The organism is Dactylosporangium maewongense (assembly GCF_039531485.1).
GTDB lineage: Bacteria > Actinomycetota > Actinomycetes > Mycobacteriales > Micromonosporaceae > Dactylosporangium > Dactylosporangium maewongense.
In genome coordinates this window covers 147,928-168,212 of the sequence record NZ_BAAAQD010000015.1, presented here as the reverse complement: position 1 = coordinate 168,212, position 20,285 = coordinate 147,928, and the positions used below count along the sequence as shown (strand labels likewise).

Sequence of the window (20,285 nt, the reverse complement as noted above, 5' to 3'; positions counted from 1 at the left end):
ACCCGGGGCCGGACCGGCCGGTCCGATCAGTGCCCGGCGACTCGGATCACGGGCGGCGGGGCGCGGGCGCCGGGCGGTCGTCGGTGACACGGCCGGCCCGGTGGCGGGGCGGGAAGAGCAGCAGGCCGGCGACGGCGCCGCAGAGCAGGGCGATGCCGTGCTGGTCCGGCCGGGCGGCGAGCGCACCGGCGCCGACCAGCGCGGCGAGGCCCGCGGCGAACGCGATCCCGGTGTAGCGGTCCCGGCGCAGCAGGATGCTCATCACCACCAGGACGACGGTCGGGGCCACGGTCGCGCCGACGACCCCGCCGAAGCCGAGCCCGGCCACGCACGCCACGTAGTACGGCACCACGAACGCGTGCGGGCGGGTCGCCGCGCCGGGGCGCAGGAGCAGCAGCGTCGCCAGGGCGCCGGCGAGGCCGCAGACGGCGAGGGAGTTGCCGGAGCCGGTCGGGTCCAGCCGCTCGCCGAAGGCCTCACCGGCCAGCCCGACCCCTATGTACAGCACGAGCCAGCGCAACGTGCCGAACCGGCGCTCGGCGATGACGCCGACGACGACCAGTGAACCGATGTTGAACAGGATCTGGCCCCAGCCCGAACCCTGCACGAGCAGCGGCGTGAACCACCGCCACCACTCGCCGTCGTGCAGCGCCGGGTAGTTGCGCCGGAACCGTTCCAGGACGTCGGGGTCGTTGAGCTGGGCCGCGGCACCGAGCGTGGTGATCAACGCGACGACCACGGTGGCGATCGGCAGGCCCGCGCGGCGGCGGGTTTCGACGGCGGTCACTACTCATACGCTACCGGTCGCGTGCTCGTCCCTCTCGGCGCGCTCGGCGAACTAGGCGTTCTCTTAACCGCGATCGCCGATGCTTCTGTACCGAGCATGGGAGGCGAGACGTGCAACCAGTGACGCAGGCGGACGTCGAGGCGTGGATCCTGCGCCACGTCGCGGAGAAGGTCGGCGCGGGCACGGTGGAGCCCGACGCGGTGCTCGCCGACCTCGGCCTGTCCTCCCGCGACGCCCTGGTGCTGCTCGGCGACCTGCAGCAGCTGCTGGGCCGGCCCGTCGAGGCGACCGTCTTCTGGCAGTACCCGACGGCGCGGCTGCTGGCCCGCCACCTCACCGGTACCGGCGAACCCGTGGCGGCGCTCGAACGCACGGCGAAACCCGAGGTGAACGAGCCGATCGCCGTAATCGGCATGGGCTGCCGCTTCCCGGGCGCCACCGGCCCCGACGCGTTCTGGCGGCTGCTGGAGACCGGCACCGACGCCGTCGGCGGCGACGTGCCCGGCCACCCGCCGCTCGGCCGCCCGCACGGGCTGCTCACCGACGTCGACCAGTTCGACGCGGAGTTCTTCGCCGTCTCCGGCAAGGAGGCCGGGCACGTCGACCCGCAGCACCGGCTGCTGCTCGAGGTCGCGTGGGAGACCCTGGAGGACGCGGGGGTCGTGCCGGCGAGCCTGGCCGGCACCCGCACCGGCGTGTTCGTCGGCATCAGTGGCAGCGACTACGGCCGGCTCATCGCCCGCGAGCCGCACCTGCACACCCCGTACTCCGGGACCGGCCAGGCGCTGAGCGTCGCGGCGAACCGCATCTCCTACGCGCTGGACCTCAAGGGCCCCAGCGTCGCCGTCGACACCGCCTGCTCATCCTCGCTGGTGGCGCTGCACATGGCCTGCCGCAGCCTGCGCCTCGGCGAGTCCGAGACCGCGCTCGCCGGCGGCGTCAACCTGCTGCTGGACACCGACGGCACCGACGTCTTCGAGCAGGCCGGCATGATGGCCGCCGACGGGCGGTGCAAGACCTTCGACGCCGCCGCCGACGGCTACGTCCGCGCCGAGGGCTGCGGCCTGGTGCTGCTCAAACGCCTCGACGCGGCGGTCCGCGACGGCGACCGGATCCTCGCCGTCGTCCGCGGGTCCGCGGTCAACCAGGACGGCCGCAGCAACGGCCTCACCGCCCCGCACGGCGGCGCCCAGCAGGACGTCCTCCGCGACGCCCTGCACGACGCGGGCCTCGCGCCCGGCGACGTCGACTACGTCGAGGCGCACGGCACCGGCACCCCGCTCGGCGACCCGATCGAGGCGGCCGCGCTCACCGCCGTCCTCGGCGACGGCCGGCCCGCGAGCGAGCCGCTGATGCTCGGCTCGGTGAAGACCAACATCGGCCACGCCGAGGCCGCGGCCGGCATCGCCGGGGTGCTCAAGGTCGTGCTGATGCTGCGGCACGAGCACGTGCCGGCCCACCTGCACCTGCGCGAACGCAACCCGCGCATCCCCGCGGACGCGCCGCTGACCGTGCCGTCCACCGGGCAGCCGTGGCGGCCGCGGCGCGGCACCCTCACCGCCGGCGTCAGCTCGTTCGGGTTCGGCGGCACCAACGCCCACGTCATCCTCCAGGCCGCGCCGGCCCCGGCGAAGCCGCCCGCGAACAAGGGCAACGTCCGCACCTCGCACCTGGTCACCGTCAGCGCCAAGACACCGGCGGCGGTCGCCGCGCTCGCCGCCCGGTACGCGACCCGCCTCGAACAGCGGCCCGCCCCTTCGCTCGCCGACCTCACCGCCTCCGTCCACACCGGACGGTCACACTTCCGGCACCGGGTCGCGTTCGCCGCCCGTACCGGCGAAGAAGCCGCCGGACAGCTGCACCGGATCGCCTCGGGGACGGCCCACCAGGGCCTGCACCCCGGCGAGCGTCCGCCCGGCGGTCCCGGCGGCATCGCGTTCCTGTTCAGCGGGCAGGGGTCGCAGTACGCCGACATGGGCCGCCAGCTGTACGTGACGAACGCCGGCTTCCGCGCCACCCTCCTGGGCTGCGACGAGATCCTCCGGGACCTGATCGGCCGCAGTCTCCAGACGGTGCTGTTCCCGGAGCCAGCCGAGCGGCACCTGCTCGACGAGACGCGCTACACCCAACCGGCGCTGTTCTGCCTCCAGTACGCCCTGGCGCGGCTGTGGACCGGCTGGGGCGTGCACCCCGGCCACCTGCTGGGCCACAGCGTCGGCGAGCTCGCCGCCGCCTGCGTCGCCGGGGTCTTCGACCTCGAGGACGGGCTGCGGCTGGTCGCCGCCCGCGGCCGGCTCGTGCAGGAGCGCAGCGCACCCGGCGCGATGCTCGCCGCGTTCACCGGCGAGGACACGGTCCGGGCCGCGCTCGCCGCCGTCGCCGACCCGAGCCTGGCGATCGCCGCGGTCAACGCCGGCACAAACGTCACCGTCGCCGGCACCGCCGAGGCCGTCGCGGCCGTCGAGGCGCACCTGACCGCCGCGGGGGTGACGGTGCGGCCGGTGAAGTCCACGCTCGCGTTCCACTCGCCGATGATGGCCGCGGCCCGCGACGCCTTCGCTGACGTCGCCGCCGCCGTGACCTACGGGGCACCGCGGATCCCGCTGGTCAGCGACCTGGACGGCCGGCTCTTCGACGACGAGTACCGCCCCGACGCGGCGTACTGGACCAGGCACCTCACCTCGACGATCCGCTACGCCGACGGCGTGCGCAGGCTGGCCGAGGCCGGCTGCACCACGTTCGTCGAGGTCGGACCCGGTCAGGTGCTGCTCGGCGCCGGTCGCCGGGTGGTGTCCGGCGCCCGGTGGCTGCCGTCGCTGCGCACCGGCGCGGAGGACGGCGACGTGCTCACCGATTCGCTCGCCCAGCTGTACGCCGCCGGGCACGACCTCGACTGGGCCGCCTTCCACGACGGGTTCCGCCGCCGGCGGGTCGACCTGCCCACCTACCCGTTCCAGCGCAGACGGTTCTGGCTGCCCACGGCGACCCTGCCGAAGCCCGCACCGGCATCGATCCCCGTCCAGAGAGGGGCTGAGGAGCACGTGGCACAACCGACGTCGGCAGGAGCGGACGCCCGCGTCCTGGCGGAGCTGGGCCAGGTGGTGACGACGCTGCTGGAGTCCGACGCGCCGATCGACCCGGACATGTCGTTCCTGGAGCTCGGCGCCGACTCCATGACGCTGTTCCACACGATCCAGAGCATCCAGCGCACCTACGAGGTGGTCATCCCGATCGGGATGCTGTTCGAGGAGGTGAACACGCTGCGGCGGCTGGCGGGGTACATCGTGCGCAACGCCCCGGCCGCGGTGCTGGCCCTGCGTGAGCCGCCCCCGCCCGCCGTGCCGGCCCCGCTGCCCCTGATCAGCCCGCCGTCTGCCGCCGCGGTGCTGCCGCCGGTCGCGCCGGGTGGGGGCAGCGCCGTCGACCGGTTCCTCGACGTCCACGCGCAGGTGATGGATCAGGCGTACGAGCTGATCCGCCGCCGCCAGCCCGGCGCCGCGCCTTCCGCAGCACCCGCGTTGCCCGCGCCTTCTGTAGCACCCGCGTTGCCCGCGCCCGCGCCGGCCGCGCCGGTTGAGCAGGCGGTGCAGCGCACGGCGATCCCGGCGGCGCCGCAGGGGACGTTCGTCGCGTTCGGCCCCCGCACCGGCGGCGCCTCGCGGAAGCTCACCGACGCCCAGCGGGCCTTCATCGCCGAACTGTCCAGCGCGTACTGCGCCCGCACCGCCGGCTCCCGCGCCCAGGCCGCCGCCGAGCGGTTGGGCCACGCCGACGTCCGGCACGCGCCGCAGCCGTACCTCAACCTCAAGGAGACCCGCTACCCGATCGTGGTGGCCCGGTCCAACGGGGCCAGGGTGTGGGACGTCGACGGCAACGAGTACGTCGACCTCACCATGGGCTTCGGGGTGAACCTGTTCGGCCACAACGAGCCGTTCATCAACGAGGCCATCACCGCCCAGCTCGCCGACGGCATGCAGCTCGGGCCGCACTCGCCGCTGGTACCGGAGACGACCGACCTCATCAGGCGGCTGACCGGCAAGGAACGGGTCGTCTACTGCAACACCGGCTCCGAGGCGGTGATGGTGGCGGTCCGGCTGGCCCGGGCGGTCACCGGGCGGCACCGGATCGCGATGTTCGCGGGCGCCTACCACGGCACCGCCGACCCGATCCTGGCGCGGCAGGACGTCGAGGGCTCCTCCGGCGAGTCGGTGCCGATGGCGCCCGGCATCCCGCCGGAGGTCAGCGCCAACGCGCTCGTGCTGCCCTACGGCGACCCGGCGTCGCTGCAGGTGCTGCGGGAGCGGGTGCACGAGCTCGCCGCGGTGATCGTCGAGCCGGTGCAGAGCCGCCGCCCCGACATCCAGCCGGTCGAGTTCCTGCGCGAGGTCCGCCGGATCACCGCCGACGCCGGCACCCCGTTCGTCTTCGACGAGGTCATCACCGGGTTCCGGATGCACCCGAACGGCGCCCAGGGTCTCTTCGGCATCGCCGCCGACATCACCACCTACGGCAAGGTCGTCGGCGGCGGAATGCCGATCGGGGTGGTCGCCGGCGACGCGAAGTACCTCGACGCCATCGACGGCGGCGCCTGGGAGTTCGGCGACCAGCCGTACCCGCAGACGGTCCGCACCTTCTTCTCCGGCACGTTCTGCAAGCACCCGCTGTCGATGGCCGCCGCACGGGCGGTCCTGCGGGAGCTGGTCCGCCGCGGCCCGGCGCTGCAGGAGGAGCTCAACGCCAGGACCGAGGCCTTCGGCGCCCGCCTCGACGCGAGGTTCGAGGGCGCGGGCGTGCCGATCCGGGTCGCCCGGTTCGGTTCGCTGTTCCGGCTCCGGCTGGTCGAGGAGCCCGCGAACTCGGAGCGGTCCGAGATCTTCCACACGATGCTCGTCCACGACGGCCTGTACATCTGGGAGGGCCGCAACTGCTTCCTGTCCCTCGCCCACACCGACGAGGACCTGGACAGGATCGAGGCGGCCGTCGTGAAGGCCGCCGACGCGATGACCGCCAACGGGCTGTTCCCCGGCGCCCGGCTGATGCTGGCGGGCGCGCTGTGACGTCCCGGCACCCGATCCAGGTGCACGAGGGCGTCGGCACCCTCGTCGACCTGCTGCGCCACCAGGCCGCGAACAGGCCGGACCAGCCCGCCTGCACCGAGCTGGACAGCCACGGCGAGGAGGTGCTGACCCTCACCTACGCACAGCTGGAGGAGCGGGTCCGCGACACCGCGGCGCTGCTGCAGCAGACCGCGCAGCCGGGGGACCGGGCGATGCTGATGCTGCCCAACGGCGTCGACTTCGTCGTCGCGTTCTTCGCCTGCGCCTACGCGGGGCTCGTCGCGGTGCCGTCACCGGCCCCGGACGCGATCCACGGCGGGAAGCGGACCCTCGGCCGGCTCGGCGGGATCGTCAAGGACGCCGACCCCGCCGTGGTGCTCACCACCGCCGAGCACGCCGAGTCGTCGCTCGTCGCCGACCTCGGCAGCGTCGAGCCGATCGTCGTGGCCGACGTGCCGGAGGGCCTCGCCGGGCTGTGGCGCGACCCCGGGGTGCGGCCGTCGGATCCGGCGTTCCTGCAGTACACGTCGGGCTCCACGAGCGCGCCGAAGGGTGTCGTGCTCAGTCACGGCAACGTGCTGGCCAACGCCGCCGCCATCGCGGTCCTCGTCGAGGCGCCGGCCTGCGACCCCGCCGACTTCTGCGTCGTGAGCTGGCTGCCGGTCTTTCACGACATGGGTCTCGCCCAGCTGATCGGCGGCCTGTATCCGGGCGGCCGGGCCGTGCTGCTGCCGCCGATGGCGCTGCTCATGCGGCCGTTCGTCTGGCTGGACGCGATCAGCCGCTTCCGCGCCTGGGTCTCCTCCGCCCCGAACTTCGCCTACGAGCTGTGCGTCGCGAAGATCACCGAGGAGCAGAAGGCGCGGCTCGACCTGAGCCCGTGGCGGGTCGCGCTCAACGGCGCCGAGCCCGTGCGGCACGGCACGCTCACCGCGTTCATGTCGGCGTTCGCCGGGGCCGGGTTCAGCCCGGCGACGTTCCGGCCCTGCTACGGACTGGCGGAGGCGGTCGTGTACGTCAGCGGCGCCCGGCTCCCGGACGACGCCCGCCACGTCGACCTGGACGCCTCGGCGCTGGCGGAGCGCGGCGAGCTCGTCGCGGCGCGGCCGGGGCACCCGTCGCGGCAGGTCGTCGCGTGCGGACGCGTCCCGGCCAACCTCGACGTGAGGATCGTCGCCGCCGGTGTACCGGCTCCGGAAGGCCTGGTGGGGGAGGTCTGGGTGGCCGGCGACAGCGTCTCCTCCGGCTACTGGCGGCAGCCGGAGGCGACCGAGGCCCGTTTCGGCGGCACGCTCGAGGACCGTCCCGGCGTCGGCTTCCTGAAGACCGGCGACCTCGGGTTCCTGCGCGACGGGCAGCTCTACGTCCTGGGCCGCATCGACGACCTGATCATCGTGGACGGGCGCAACCACTACCCGAGCGACATCGAGCGCACCGTCAGCGCCGCACACCCGGCGGTCGGCCCGGACTGCGTGGCGGCGTTCCAGTACGGCGACGACGGCCGGCTCGGCGTCGTCGCCGAGACCGCTCGCCAGGTCCGGGTCTCGCGGGTGCCGGGCGGCGACGGCGTCGCGTTCGACGAGGTGGTCGCCGCGGTCCGCCGGGCGGTCGCCGACGAGCACCAGCTGCACGTCGCGTCGGTGACCCTGCTGCGCCCCGGCGGCCTGCCCCGCACCACCAGCGGCAAGGTCCAGCGCAAGCGGAGCCGCGAGCTGCTGCCCGACGGCGGGCCCAAGGCGTGGTGACCGGTACCGTACTGCCGATGCGCACCTTGTTCGACACGCCTTCCACGTACAGCACCGACCCCGCCGCGCAGGCAGGTCCGGTGCCGCCGGTGCAGGCGGTGCTCTTCGACTTCGCCAACACGATCTTCCACATGATCGACGCCCAGCAGTGGCTGCGGCTGATCGCCGCCGACACCGGCCGGGCTTCTCTGCTGGACGACCCGGCCGTGCTCGCGGCGGCGCTCACCGATCTCGCCGCCGCCTACCAGCTGCCGGAGGTCCTCGCCGTGCAGGCGGGCCGCGACCTGTCCGCCGACCGGCACCGCTCGGCGATGCTCGCCTGGTTCGCCGCGGTGCCGTTCCTGCGCGGTCACGAGGCGGCCGCGCACGCCCGGATGATCCACACCGAGTCGTGGGTGCCCTACCAGGACACCGGCTTCGTCCTGCGCGGGCTGCGTTCGCGCGGTGTCCGGGTCGGGGTGGTCAGCGACATCGCCTGGGACATCCGGGCGCACGTCGCGCACTTCGGCCTCGGCGACCTCGTCGACACGTACGCGCTGTCTTACGAGGCCGGCCGGGAGAAGCCCGACCCGGAGCTGTTCCGCAAGGCGTGCGCGGACCTCGGCGCCGACCCCCGGGCGACGCTGATGGTCGGCGACAACCCTGTCCGCGACGGCGGCGCCTCCGCCGCCGGGCTGCGCTGTTTCATCCTGCCGGCGGAGCACCGCACCGGAGACCGCGGTCTGGCTCCGGTCCTGGACCTGGTGCCCACGGTGCGGTGACCGCTTTGTGGTATTGGTCGCCTATGAGTCCCTGCGGGCTCGGAACCAACCCAGGCTGAGCGCCAGCGTCAGGTAGAGGGCCAGGTCCGCGTACGCCATCCGCAGCGACGGCAGCCTCGGCTTCGCCGCGGTCGCGTGGACCTGGCCGACGACGTCGCCGGCGTTGGACAGCAGCAGCCGGGACGGCAGGTAGGACCAGCTTTCGAGGGCCCGCGCCGCGCCGTACGCGAGGAACACCACGGCGAACAGGGTGGCGATGGCGGCCGCGTGCTGGCGCAGCAGGGCACCCAGACCGAAGCCGACCATGGTGATCACGAACAGGTACAGCCCGGCGCTGCTCACCGCCCGCAGCACGCCCGGGTCGCCGAGGCGCACACCCAGGCCGTGCCGGTCCAGGAGGGTCTGGCCGAGCAGGAACGTCCCGAACGCCAGCGCCTCGCCGAGCACCAGCGTGACGCCGCCCGTGACCAGCAGCTTCGCCAGCAGCGCGACACCCCGCCGCGGGGTGGCGGCCAGCGTCGGCACGATCGTGCCGGACGCGTGCTCGGTCGTCACCGCGAGCACGCCGAGCACGCCGAACGCCAGCTGCGCGAACGTCAGCCCGCCGAACGCGGCGCCGACGGCGTCGAACGCGGCCCGGTCCGACGCCGGCACGGTGCCGATCGTGCCGGTGACGCACAGCCCGACGGCGAGGACCGCCGCGGCGGCGACCGCCAGCCACGTCGACCGGACCGACCACAGCTTGATCCACTCCGCGTGGGCCGTGCGGCGCAGCACCGTCATCGCGCGCCTCCCTGCTTCGCGCGGTACTGCGTCGACGCTGCGGTGACGGCGAAGTACGCGTCCTCGAGGGTGGCGTGGCCGCGGGTGAGCTCCTGGATGCTCTGGTCGGCCAGGAGCCGGCCGGCGCCGATGACGAGCAGATGGTCGGCGACGAGGGCCATCTCCGTGATGAGGTGGCTGGACACCAGCAGCGTGCGGCCCTCGGCGGCGAGGTCGCGCAGCAGCGTCCGGAACCAGTGCACGCCCTCCGGGTCCAGGCCGTTGACCGGCTCGTCGAGAATGAGGACCGGCGGGTCGCCGAGCAGCGCGGCGGCGATGCCGAGGCGCTGGCGCATGCCGAGGGAGTAGCCCCGCACGCGCCGCCCGGCGACCGCTTCCAGGCCGGTCCGGCCGAGGACCTCACCGACGCGGTGCTTCGGCAGCCCGTTGCTGGCGGCGAGCCACCGCAGGTGCGCGTGCGCGGTCCGGCCGCCGTGCACGGTCGCCGCGTCCAGCAGCGCACCGACCTCGCGCAGCGGCGTCTCCATCAGCCGGAGCGACCGGCCGTCGAACGTGACCCGCCCTGCCGTCGGCGTGGTCAGGCCGAGCAGCATCCGGATGGTGGTGGACTTGCCCGCGCCGTTGGGGCCGAGGAACCCGGTGACCCGGCCCGGCCGCACGTCGAACGTCACCGCGTCCACGACGGTGCTGCCGCCGTAGCGTTTGCTCAACTGTCGAACCTCGATCATGCCGTCGACGATCGCAGCGGGCAGCCGCGGTGTCGTCTGCCGCTCGTACCCCCACCGCGCGGGCTACCGCACCAGCCGAATGGCCGGGTTGTCTGCCGCGCGGCATACACCCTGGGGAGGACGACGGTGGCGGGTGCCGGTCGTACGCTCGGCGACATGACCACCGAGCTGCGCCCGCCGCTGCGGCATCGGCTGCGGCCCTGGCACTGGCTCGTTGTCGATGTCGTCGCCGCGCTGCTGTATGCCGTTCCCGCCGGCGGCATCATCGCGGTGAAGGCCGACCCGGGGTGGCTTGCCGTCGCCGCGCTGGCGGTGTCGTGCGGGGTCCTGCCCCTCGCGCGCCGGTTCCCGCTGACCGCGTCGCTGGCCGCCCTCGCGGTGTTCTGGCTCAGCCCGCTGTCGAGCCGGCTCGGGTGGATGGCGCTTGTACCGGCCGCGTATGCGCTGTACCGGGTGGCGGAGCGGCACCGCGGGCGGACGGCCGTCCTCGCGCTCGTGGCCGGCCTGACCGGTCCCGTGGCGACGGCACTGCCCGGGTTCCGGCACGTCGGCGGCGTCCTGCCGTTCGCGCTGCTGCTCGTCGCGGCGTGGCTGGTCGGCTTCATGGTGCACCAGCACCGTCGGTATACCGAGGAGCTGCTGCGGCACCGGGCCCGGCAGGCGGACGCCGAGCTGGAGCGGGCGGCCCGCCGCAGCGCCGACGAGCGGTTGCGCATCGCCCGCGAGCTGCACGACGTCGTGGCCCACAGCATGAGCGTGATCACGGTGCAGGCCACGTACGGCCGGCTGATGCTGGACCGCGAGCCGGCGAAGGCGTCCGACGCGCTCGCGGCGATCGAGACCACCGGCCGGGAGTCCCTCGCGGAGCTGCGACGGGTGCTCGGCGCGCTGCGTGACGAGCGGCCCGCCGCGACCGCGCCCGCACCCGGCCTGCCCGACCTGCCACGCCTGGCGGCGCAGACCGAGGCGGCCGGCGTGCGCGTGGACCTCGCGGTGACCGGCGACCCGCGCCCGCTCGGCGCCGGCCTGGAGCTGACCGTGTACCGGATCGTGCAGGAGGCCCTGACCAACGTCATCCGTCACGCCGCGGCGACCCGCGCGCGGGTCTCGGTCGCCTACACCGGCGCCGAGGTCACCGTCGAGGTCACCGACGACGGCCGGGGCGCCGAGGAGGTCCTGGACCCTGCCGCCGACGGACACGGGTTGAGCGGCATGCGCGAGCGCGCGGCCCTGTTCGGCGGCACCCTGTCCACCGCCTCGCCCCCGTTAGGAGGCTTCATGGTCCGCGCCGCCCTGCCGATACCGGCAGACGCCGTCCCGGACGCCGCCGCACGTGCCCGGCCGGGCGTGCCGGCGGGTGCCGGGCCGTGCCTGGCGGCGGGCACCGGGCTGGGCGTGGCGACGGGCACCGGGCCGGGCGTGGCGGCGGGCACCCGGCTGGGCGTGGCGGCGGGTGCCGGGCCGGTGACGGCTGCGGAGGCCGCGACGGATGCGGCGGCAGGGACGTTGACGGACACGGTGGCACGGTGACCGAGGCCCGGGTGGTGGCCGCAGTAAGGACGCATCCCGTCCTGCTGCTGCCGCCGCCGGTGCCGGCCTGCGTGCCGGTTGAGGGTGTGGCCGTGTCGACGGCGACCGTGATGGACGTGGCGGGGAGGGGCTGCCTTCGTGCCGCCTGAGGGCGCGGCCGTGGTGGCGGCGACGACCGTGATGGATGTGGCGGGGGAGGAGGTTGCCTGCGTGCCGGCTGAGGGCGCGGCAGCGGCGGCGGCGACCGTGCTGGCCGCGGGCGGAAAGGAGGTTGCCTGCGTGATGGTTGAGGGCGCGGCCGTGGTGGCGGCGACGACCGTGATGGATGTGGCGGGAGAGGAGGTTGCCTGCGTGCCGGCTGAGGACGCGGCAGTGGTCGTGGCGATGCTGACGGGTGCGGCGGCGCGGTCTGAGGGTGCGGCGGCGGTGGCGGGGATGTTGACGGGTGCGGCGGCGCGGTGAACGAGGTCCGGGTGGTCGTCGCCGACGACCAGGCGCTCGTTCGCGTCGGGCTGTGCGGCATCGTGGCGACCGGCGACGGCCTGACCGTGGTCGGCGAGGCGGCCGACGGGCTGGCGGCCGTCGACGTCGTCACCCGGCTGGCGCCCGACGTGGTGCTCATGGACATCCGCATGCCCGTCCTGGACGGCATCGAGGCGACCCGCAGGATCACCGCTTCGACGGCCAGCCGCGTGCTGATCCTGACGACGTTCGACCTCGACGAGTACGTCTACGGCGCGCTGCGCGCGGGGGCCAGCGGCTTCCTGCTCAAGGACGCGCCGCCGGAGGACCTGCACGCGGCGATCAGGGTCATCGCGGCCGGCGACGCCCTCCTGGCGCCCGGTGTGACCCGCCGCCTGATCGCCACCTTCGCCGCATCGTCCGCCGCCTCCGTGGATCCCGCCCCCGTGCCGCCGGGGCCGAGACCGGCGCCCGACCCGCTCGGCGGCCTGACCGACCGCGAGCGGCAGGTGCTCGCCCTGGTCGCCGAGGGGCTCACCAACGCCGAGATCGGGCTACGCCTGCACATCACCGCCGGCACCGCCAAGACCCACGTGGCCCGGCTGCTGCACAAGCTCGACGCCCGCGACCGCATCCAGCTGGTCATCATCGCGCACCGCGCCGGCCTGGCTCCCTGAAGCCGTGCCCTGATCCGCATCCAGAACGACCCGGCGGCGCGGTCACTCCTCGGCCAGGAGCTGGGCGATCGGCTGTCGGTGGAGGATCACGATCGGCACCGCACCGGCGACCGCGGCCTGGCCTCGATCCTGGACCTGGTCCCCTCCACCCGTTGAGCCGGCCCGAGCGGGCCTGTGACCGAGCCTGGGCCACTGACACCGTCGGCGACGACCCCGCTGTCTACGACCACAGGGATGACGACGCTGAGTGGCAGTTTGTCGTGGCCGGTCTGGCGGCATTGAGGCCGATGGCACGCTGGCCTACATCGCATCCGACGCGGGCAGCCCGAGCGCGTTCATCACCCTCGGCGCCAGCACACGGTCCACGAACCCTGTCTTCGAGTCCGTCGTCGGATTGTCGTGGCACCGGCCGGCTGCCTACCGACGGTGAGTCGACCTGAGCTGCGGGAAGGCCTTGTCAGCGCGGTCACTCCTCGGCCAGGAGCTGGGCGATGGGCAGGCGACGGAGGATTGCGATCGGTACCGTCGCGGCGACCGCGGACACGGCGACGCCCGCGGTGAGGGCGGTCGCCGCGCACCACACCAGTGGTGCGGTGAGCGCGCCGGCGAACAGGGCCGCGGCGCCCAGTCCGAGGCCCGCGCCGGTGGCGCCGCCGAGCACGCCGATGGCGACGGCCTCGGTGACGACGAGGCGGCGCAGCAGGCCGTCGTGCCAGCCGGCGGCGCCGAGCAGGGCCAGTTCGCCGGAGCGCTCGGAGACGCCGAGGAACAGCACGTCGGCGACGGACGCGATGCCGAGCACGATGGTGATGGCGACGGCGAGGTAGTCGACGGTGCGGGCCTGCACCGCGATCGCCTCGCCGAGGAGTGTGCCGACGACCGCGCCGCGGAACGCGAAGGTGATGGCCAGCAGCATGGTGAGCGCGGCGACGCCGATGGCGAGGCTGCCGGCGCCCAGGGCGGCCCGGCCCGGTGTCCGTGCGAGGTAGGATAGGGCGAGGCCGGTGACCCGCCGTGGGCTGCGGCGCCGGGCGGAGGGTGCCGACACGGCGGGCCGGACGGCCACCGCGGGGTCCGGTCTGGCCGCGCGCAGCGCCGGCCACAGCCCCGCCGCGACGGCCAGGAGCAGCGCGACGGGGATCGCCAGCAGGGCGCGGAGCCAGCCGATGTCGAGCCCGAACGCCGCGGCCAGCGGCACGGCGAGCAGGGTCCCAGCGACGCCGGCGGCCAGGCCGATGCCGGTGATCTCGGTGAGGAGGAGTTGGAGCAGCTGTCTTCGGCTCCAGCCGAGGCAGGCGAGCACGCCGAGGTCGGTGCGCCGGGCGCGGGTGGCGGCGTTGGTGGCGTTGAGCACGGCGAGGGCGCACACGACGAGCACGAGGCCGGACAGCAGGACGCTCTTGCGGTCGGCCGCGCGGACCAGGACCGCCGCGACGCCCTTCTTGACCCACGGTTCGGACACGGCGAGGTCCGGTCGCCCGAACTTGCCCGCGGGGTACTGGACGGTGACGCCGGTGGGTGAGCTGCCGAGGGTGATGTCGACCTGCAGCCCGGTGCGGCGGGCCAGCTGCTCGGCGACGAGCCGGACCCGTTCGCGGTCGGCGGCGCCCATGCCGACGGTGCCGGCGAGCCGGACCCGCACCATGCTGATCGGGGCCGCGCGGTTGAGCTGGTACTCGGGGTACTCCGGTTTCGTGCCGTACCCATCGGGGCCGAAGACGACCGGCAGCGCACCCATCGTCGTCAGCATCAGCGGCGGCTGGCTGAGCAGTCCGCTGACGTTGGCGTTCGGCTCCAGGCGCCGGCCGTTCAGGGCTTTGCGGGATGCGTCGTCGGCACCCTCGGCTCCGGGGTTGAAGTACGTGTCCATCGGGACGGCGGAGAGCGCGCCGCCCAGCCGCACCCGGGACGGGTCGAAGGTGCCGACGGCGTCGAGCGCGACGTCCGGCATGGCGATGTCGCCGGGTTGGATGTCGTGCTCGGCGGTGATGTTCGGGTGTGCGGCGACGGCGCCCCGCACGCCGGTGTCGGCGAACTCCATCGGCACGGGGTGGCCGCTGTCGCCGGCGTCGGCGCCGAGCCCCCAGATCTTGAGGTCGTAGGGGACCGGCTCGGTCCGCAGGCCGTCGCCGGCGGGGGTCGTCCTGGCGGGTCCGACGGTCCAGAACCGGTCCAGCCACAGCGTGTTGGACACCGCCATGTCGTCGGGACCGCTCTGGAAGGGGTGGCGCAGCCGGTCGACCATGTCCTGGTACGGCCCGTCGATCGGGACCGTCCGGGTCGCGACCCGGGTGCCCGGTTGGCCGTCCAGCGCGGCGCGGAGGCCGCGGTTGTCGGTGCCGGCCCGGACCAGCTCGACGGACGCGCCGCCGAGCCGTTGGATCTGCAGTTCGAGCTGAGCGTCGAGCTGCGGCTTGTCGGCGACGAGGATCGGCAGCGAGTCGTAGGGGTAGGGCATGCCGTCGAGCCGGCGCTGGGCGGGCTGCTCGCCGGCGGTGAAGTACCTGCCCGAGGTGACCGCGGTGTCGAGCCCGGCGAGGGCGGCCTCGGCCGCAGGGTCGACGGCAGCCATCAGGAACGGCACCGACCAGGCGAGGGTGACCACCGGCGCGACCGGGTTGCCGAACACGTCGCGGGAGCCGGGCCCGCCGACGCAGGTGAGCGAGGAGCGGCCTGGCAGGTCGGTCGGGTCGATGAAGTCCCGCTCGCCCACGGACTGCACGACGGGGCAGACCGGCTGGCGGCCGCCGCCCGGGTCGACCTCCTCGGCGGGTGGGACGCCTTCGCCGCTGCGCATCTCGCTGAGCTGCTTCTGGTGCAGCACGTTGCGGGTCGAGTACAGGTAGGCCGCGCCGTCCGGGATGCGCGACAGGCCGGCGTCGGTGACCCAGGTCGGCTGCACCTTGATCACCTGCCGTTCGGCGGCCGGGTCGAGGTCGGCGCCGAGCTGCACGGTGACGGGGACGGTCCGGATGACGTAGCCGATGACGGCGACGGGTGCGGCGACGGCGACGCCAGGCACGTTCTGGATCTGGTGCCATTGCTCGACGGTGATGCCCCCGCGCAGGCCGGCGAGCTGACCTGACTGCACCAGGTTGCGCTGCTGTTCCAGGGGCAGGACGCTGCCGGTCGGGCGGATGAGGATGTCGTACGCGGGGCGGAAGTTGGCCTCGACGGTGCCGCCGGCGTCGAGCCGGGCCGTGACGGCGGCCGCGGTCAGCAGGGTGAAGCCGACCACCGCGACGGTGATCATCGAAAGCAGGGCAATAGACCGCCGTAAGCGGACCCGCCATTGCGACGCGGCCATGCCAAGCATCGATTGCCCCCGTCCTCGTGCTCCCTTCGGCATGTTATCGCTCACACCATTGGTGTCAATCACGCTCGCCCTCGCGACAACGAGATTGTCTGGTTAGACATTGACACCCAACGAGGGAAGGTGTTGCATGGCGGCCAATGATGTGAGCGATCACATCACAACATCATGATTGGAGTCGGGCGTTGCCACGGGGGAGCTGGCGGCCCGCCGTCCTGTCCGGCTGTTGCCGGTCAGCGGCCGGCCGTCCGAAGGTCTGCAACCACCACACCGACGACGAGCCGCAGCGGCAGGAAGCCCCAGGCGCGCGAGTCGATGCTGTCCGCGTCGTCGCCGAGCACCACCACCGCATCCTCGGGCACCAGGTCCGGACTCTGCGTGCCGAGTGCCGGGCGCACGGCCGCCGGCACCGCGTCGCCGGGCAGCGCGGCGAGGCGCTTCACGAGATAGTCGCTGCGGTGTGCCGCCAACGTGGCGGCCTCGGCCGCCACGTCGCCTTGACGCAGCACCACCACCATGCCGGCGGCCGGCCGGCGCCGGCGGCTGACCAGGACGCGGTCGCCGTCGTGGTAGGTCGGCGCCATGCTGCCGCCGCAGACCGTCACCACCAGCAGCGACCGCCGCGCGACAACGACGCCGGCGGCCAGCAGCAGGACCACGCAGCCGGCCAGGGTTGCCAGCACCATTCGTGGAGTATCGACGGATTTATCCGGACCTGTCAACGAACCGCGGGCGCCCGGGCCGGTCGGCCATGCTCGTCGCGTTAGTGCTCGTGCCCCTCGGCGCGCTCGCTGTGTCGGCCGCGGCCAAGGTGCGCAGCCGCGCCGCGTTCACCGGGTTCGCCGCCGCGACGGCGGACCTCGGCCGCCTGCCGGCCCGGCTCGCGGCACCCGCCGCCACCGCCGTGGTCCTCGCCGAAGCGGTCCTCGCGGCGGCGCTCACCGGCGCGCTGCTCGCGCCGCGGGTCCTTGCCGCACCCGCGCTCGCCGGTGCCGCGGTCATGTTCGCCGCGTTCGCCGCGGTCCTTGCCCGGGCGCTCGCCGGCGGCACCGCCGCCGCCTGTCACTGCTTCGGGCCGTCCCGGGCGCGAGTCGCGCGCCGGCACGTGATCCGCGCCGGCGTCCTCGCCGTCGAGGCCGCCACCGCCGGCGCCGTCGCCGTGTCGGCGCCGGACCTGCTCGACCCGGCCGGTTGGTCCGCCGCCGGCCTGCTCGTCAACGGCTGTTCCGCGGTCGCCGCGGTCGCCGCCGTGGTGCACCTCGACACCCTCGCCTGGCTGCTGCGCCGCCCCGGGCAGCCACGCCGACCCCTGGAGGAACCGTGACCCTGCTGTACGCCCTCGTCGCCGTGCTGACCGTCGCGGTCGCGGTCGACCTGCTGCTCACCACCGCCGTGATCCGCCGGCTGCGCGCCATCGAGGAGCACCGCGACCCCGGCCCCGCGGCGGTCGGGCCGCCGCTCGGCAGCGCCCTGCCCGCCGGGCAGGTCGACAGGATCACCGGCCGGACCAGCGGTCCGCTGTTGCTCGCGTTCTTCTCCACGACCTGCAAGTACTGCCCGGACCAGGCCGACCGGCTCGCCCGCCGCGCCACCGACCTGCGGCGCGACGGTGTGCAGATCCTGTCCGTGGTGACGACCACGCCCGGCGAGGACGTCGCCGCGCTCGCCACCGTGCTGCGGCCTGCCGGGCAGGTCGTCACCGAACCGGGACCCGGCGAGCTCATGGTGGCCTTCGGCGTCCTTGGCACACCGACGTTCCTGTACTACGACGACGGCGGCATCCTGGCCGCGAGCGGCACCACCGTCGACGACCTCCGGTTGCCGGTGCGGCCGTGAACGAGCCCGGACCGGTGCGACTGTTCGCCATGGCCGCCGCGCTGTACCTGCGATCGGCCCCGGCGGCCGCGGCGCTGCGGATCGCGGCCATGCTCATCGGGGGCGGCGCGCCCGTCGTCGTCGCCTGGTGCACCAAGCTGCTGCTCGACCAGCTCAGCGTCGGCGGGTCACACCTCGCCTGGCCGGTCGCCGGGATCGCCGGCACCGCCGCGGCCTGGGCGGTCGCCGGGCACGCCGGGCGGTACGCGGAGCAGGAGATCGCGCGCCGGGTCACCCTACGGACCCAGGTCGAGCTGTTCACCGCCGTGTCGCGCCCGGCCGGGCTGGCGGAGCTCGAAAACCCGGACTTCCACAACCGGCTGCAGCTCGCCCGTCAGGCGAGCCAGATCGCTCCCGCCCAGCTGACCGGGTCGGTGCTGTCCACCGCGCAGGCCGCCGTCACGCTGACCGGCTTCACCGCGACGCTCGTCGCCGGGTCACCGCTGGTCGCCGTGCTGGTGGTCGCCTCGGCGGTGCCGGCCCTGATCGCCCAGCTCCGGCTCAGCCGGCACCGCAGCGACACGCTGGTGCGGATCACGCCCGGCGTGCGCCGCCAGGTCTTCTACGCCGAGCTGCTGCTGGACATGCGAGCCGCCAAGGAGATCCGGCTGTACGGCCTGGCCACCTTCTTCCGGACCCGCATGCTCACCGAGCTGCGCGGTGCGCAGGCGGCGGAGCGCGGCACCGACCGGCTGGCCCTGCGCGTCGACGGGAGCCTGGCGCTGCTCGGTGGGATGGTGTCGGCCGCGGCGCTCGCCGTGCTGGTCGGCAGGGTCGCCGCCGGGCACGGCACGGTCGGGGACCTGTCCGTGCTCGTCGCCGCCCTGGCCGCGCTGCAGGGCACCCTCGCCGGTGTCGTCGCGGAGCTAGCCGCCGCGGGGGAGTGCCTGACACTGTTCCGGCACTACGTCGCCGTGACCTCCGCCGGCGCGGCCGATCCGGTGCCGGCCGCCGCGCCGTCCGACGGCGACGTGCCCACCATCGAGTTCCGTGACGTGTGGTTCCGGTACGGCGAGCGGCATGACTGGATCCTGCGGGGCGCGTCGTTCACCGTCCGCGCCGGACGGTCGCTCGCCCTCGTCGGCGACAACGGCGCCGGAAAGTCCACGGTGGTCAAGCTGCTGTGCGGCTTCTACCCGCCGACCCGCGGCACGATCCTGTGGGACGGCACCGACATCACCCGCCTCGACCCGGCCCGGCTGCGCGAGCGGATGAGCGCCGTGTTCCAGGACTACATGGCCTACGAGTTCACCGCCGCCGACAACATCGCCGTCGGCGACCTCACCGCCGCCGGCGACCTGCCCAGGCTGCGCGCCGCCGCGGCAGAGGCAGGCATCGACGAGGCGCTGCAACGCCTTCCGCTCGGGTACGCCACCCCGCTCACCAGAGCCTTCGGCGAGTCCGACGCCCAATCCGGCGTCGTCCTCTCCGGCGGGCAGTGGCAGCGGCTCGCCCTCGCCCGGGCGGTCCTGCGCGACCGCGCCGGCCTGCTCATCCTCGACGAGCCGTCGGCCGGGCTCGACGTGCACGCCGAACACGAGGTCCACCGGCGGATGGCGGCGCTGCGCGGCCGGCGGACCTGCCTGCTCATCTCGCACCGCCTCAACGCCGTCCGCGACGCCGACACGATCGCCGTCCTCGCCGGCGGTGTCGTCGTCGAGCACGGCGACCACGCGGCGCTGATGCGGGCGGACGGGAGGTACGCGGCGATGTTCCGGCTCCAGGCGGGCGGCTACCAGATGGAGCCCGCCCCATGATCGCCATCGGCCTGCTCGGCCCGATCGAGATCCGTGTCGACGGCCAGGCGGTGCCGGTCGGCGGCCCGGGGCGCCGCGCGATCACCGCCGCCCTCGCGCTGGAGCGCGGTGCCGTCGTGCCCGTGCACCAGCTCGTCGACTCGATCTGGCCCGACGCGCCGCCGGCCACCGCGGTCACGAAGGTCCAGGGCCACATCTGGGCCCTGCGCCGCGAGCTCGCCCGTGCCGGCGGCTGCCCGGCGAGCGGGGCGCTGCAGACCCAGGCACCCGGGTACCGCCTCGACGCCGGCACCGCGCGCACCGACCTGGCGACCTTTACCGGCCTGACCGCCGAGGCCGCCCGCCATCCCGGACCGGACGGCGCCGCGACCCGGATCGGCCTGCTGCAGCGCGCGCTGGAGCTGTGGCGCGGCCCGGCGTTCGGTGACGTGCCCGCCCCGGCCATCCAGGCCGCCGCGGCCGGGCTGGAGGAGCGGCGGATGTGCGCGCTCGAGGACCTGGCCGAGGCGCTGCTGGCACTGCGGCGCTACGACGAGGCGGTCAGCACCATGGACGCACTCGTGCTGCGGCAACCCTTCCGCGAGCGGGCCTGGGAATGCCTGATGCGCGGCCATCTCGGCGGTGGGCGCCCGGCGGCCGCGCTCGGCGCCTACCACGAGATCCGGCGGCTCTTCGCCGACGAGCTCGGCATCGTCCCGGGGCAGCGGCTCCGGACGCTCGCCGGGGCGATCCAACGCGACCAGGGCCGTTAGCGAAACGTTAACGGCCGCCGTGACGGTCAACTCGGCCGGCACCGTGTCGGACCATCGA

General features: G+C 74.5%; 15 protein-coding genes. 10 read left to right on the top strand and 5 right to left on the bottom strand.

All coding sequences use genetic code 11. The annotated features are described in order from the left end of the window. Positions 1-46: 46 nt before the first annotated feature. The gene (locus tag ABD332_RS34110; protein WP_344506542.1) at positions 47-787 is read right to left on the bottom strand and encodes a rhomboid family intramembrane serine protease; all 741 of its coding nucleotides are present in this window, start codon (positions 785-787) and stop codon (positions 47-49) included. 110 nt (positions 788-897) lie between these two features. Between ABD332_RS34110 and ABD332_RS34105 the strand changes: the two genes are divergently transcribed. From ABD332_RS34105 to ABD332_RS34095, 3 genes are read left to right on the top strand one after another with little or no spacing between them, the layout of a single operon-like run. Continuing rightward, the gene (locus ABD332_RS34105; RefSeq protein WP_344506540.1) at positions 898-5,844 is read left to right on the top strand and encodes a type I polyketide synthase; all 4,947 of its coding nucleotides are present in this window, start codon (positions 898-900) and stop codon (positions 5,842-5,844) included. Beyond that, a complete protein-coding gene (locus ABD332_RS34100; protein WP_344506538.1) occupies positions 5,841-7,589 on the top strand; it encodes a fatty acyl-AMP ligase in 1,749 nt (582 codons plus the stop codon). The genes ABD332_RS34105 and ABD332_RS34100 overlap by 4 nt, the downstream gene beginning before the upstream one ends. A gap of 17 nt (positions 7,590-7,606) precedes the next feature. After that, a complete protein-coding gene (locus tag ABD332_RS34095; protein ID WP_344506536.1) occupies positions 7,607-8,350 on the top strand; it encodes an HAD family hydrolase in 744 nt (247 codons plus the stop codon). Positions 8,351-8,371: 21 nt separating this feature from the next. On the opposite strand, the gene ABD332_RS34090 is transcribed toward ABD332_RS34095, so the two are convergent. Then, a complete protein-coding gene (locus tag ABD332_RS34090) occupies positions 8,372-9,133 on the bottom strand; it encodes an ABC transporter permease (protein ID WP_344506534.1) in 762 nt (253 codons plus the stop codon). Then, positions 9,130-9,861 (bottom strand): ABC transporter ATP-binding protein, encoded by a 732-nt coding sequence (locus ABD332_RS34085; RefSeq protein ID WP_344506532.1) that lies wholly within the window; start codon positions 9,859-9,861, stop codon positions 9,130-9,132. Before ABD332_RS34085 ends, ABD332_RS34090 begins: the two co-directional genes overlap by 4 nt. A gap of 156 nt (positions 9,862-10,017) precedes the next feature. On the opposite strand from ABD332_RS34085, the gene ABD332_RS34080 reads away from it, so the two are divergent. The 3 genes from ABD332_RS34080 (at position 10,018) to ABD332_RS34070 (ending at position 12,530) form a co-directional block, all read left to right on the top strand. Beyond that, positions 10,018-11,391 (top strand): sensor histidine kinase, encoded by a 1,374-nt coding sequence (locus ABD332_RS34080; protein ID WP_344506530.1) that lies wholly within the window; start codon positions 10,018-10,020, stop codon positions 11,389-11,391. 159 nt (positions 11,392-11,550) lie between these two features. Beyond that, entirely contained in the window at positions 11,551-11,853 is a 303-nt protein-coding gene (locus tag ABD332_RS34075) for a hypothetical protein (RefSeq protein WP_344506528.1), read from the top strand. Next, a complete protein-coding gene (locus tag ABD332_RS34070) occupies positions 11,850-12,530 on the top strand; it encodes a response regulator (protein WP_344506526.1) in 681 nt (226 codons plus the stop codon). The genes ABD332_RS34075 and ABD332_RS34070 overlap by 4 nt, the downstream gene beginning before the upstream one ends. A 466-nt stretch (positions 12,531-12,996) precedes the next feature. On the opposite strand, the gene ABD332_RS34065 is transcribed toward ABD332_RS34070, so the two are convergent. Continuing rightward, positions 12,997-15,783, bottom strand: coding sequence for an FtsX-like permease family protein (locus tag ABD332_RS34065; protein ID WP_344506524.1), 2,787 nt, complete (start codon positions 15,781-15,783; stop codon positions 12,997-12,999). Positions 15,784-16,076: 293 nt separating this feature from the next. After that, positions 16,077-16,529, bottom strand: a complete 453-nt coding sequence (locus tag ABD332_RS34060) for a S26 family signal peptidase (protein ID WP_344506522.1) — start codon at positions 16,527-16,529, stop codon at positions 16,077-16,079. Between the two features lie 65 nt (positions 16,530-16,594). Between ABD332_RS34060 and ABD332_RS34055 the strand changes: the two genes are divergently transcribed. The 4 genes from ABD332_RS34055 to ABD332_RS34040 are packed head-to-tail and all read left to right on the top strand — an operon-like array spanning position 16,595 to position 20,227. Next, positions 16,595-17,167, top strand: a complete 573-nt coding sequence (locus ABD332_RS34055; protein WP_344506520.1) for a MauE/DoxX family redox-associated membrane protein — start codon at positions 16,595-16,597, stop codon at positions 17,165-17,167. After that, entirely contained in the window at positions 17,164-17,679 is a 516-nt protein-coding gene (locus tag ABD332_RS34050) for a thioredoxin domain-containing protein (RefSeq protein WP_344506518.1), read from the top strand. The genes ABD332_RS34055 and ABD332_RS34050 overlap by 4 nt, the downstream gene beginning before the upstream one ends. After that, on the top strand, positions 17,676-19,475 hold the full coding sequence (locus ABD332_RS34045) for an ABC transporter ATP-binding protein (RefSeq protein ID WP_344506516.1): 1,800 nt from the start codon (positions 17,676-17,678) through the stop codon (positions 19,473-19,475). The genes ABD332_RS34050 and ABD332_RS34045 overlap by 4 nt, the downstream gene beginning before the upstream one ends. Further along, positions 19,472-20,227 (top strand): AfsR/SARP family transcriptional regulator, encoded by a 756-nt coding sequence (locus ABD332_RS34040; RefSeq protein WP_344506514.1) that lies wholly within the window; start codon positions 19,472-19,474, stop codon positions 20,225-20,227. The genes ABD332_RS34045 and ABD332_RS34040 overlap by 4 nt, the downstream gene beginning before the upstream one ends. The last annotated feature ends 58 nt before the right edge of the window (positions 20,228-20,285 follow it).

Bases quoted from the DNA above. Each gene is read 5' to 3' on its own strand.
- ABD332_RS34095 (WP_344506536.1), top strand. From the start codon at position 7,607: ATGCGCACCTTGTTCGACACGCCTTCCACGTACAGCACCGACCCCGCC.
- ABD332_RS34090 (WP_344506534.1), bottom strand. From the start codon at position 9,133: ATGACGGTGCTGCGCCGCACGGCCCACGCGGAGTGGATCAAGCTGTGG.
- ABD332_RS34085 (WP_344506532.1), bottom strand. From the start codon at position 9,861: ATGATCGAGGTTCGACAGTTGAGCAAACGCTACGGCGGCAGCACCGTC.
- ABD332_RS34080 (WP_344506530.1), top strand. From the start codon at position 10,018: ATGACCACCGAGCTGCGCCCGCCGCTGCGGCATCGGCTGCGGCCCTGG.
- ABD332_RS34065 (WP_344506524.1), bottom strand. From the start codon at position 15,783: ATGATCACCGTCGCGGTGGTCGGCTTCACCCTGCTGACCGCGGCCGCC.
- ABD332_RS34060 (WP_344506522.1), bottom strand. From the start codon at position 16,529: ATGGTGCTGGCAACCCTGGCCGGCTGCGTGGTCCTGCTGCTGGCCGCC.
- ABD332_RS34055 (WP_344506520.1), top strand. From the start codon at position 16,595: ATGCTCGTCGCGTTAGTGCTCGTGCCCCTCGGCGCGCTCGCTGTGTCG.
- ABD332_RS34040 (WP_344506514.1), top strand. From the start codon at position 19,472: ATGATCGCCATCGGCCTGCTCGGCCCGATCGAGATCCGTGTCGACGGC.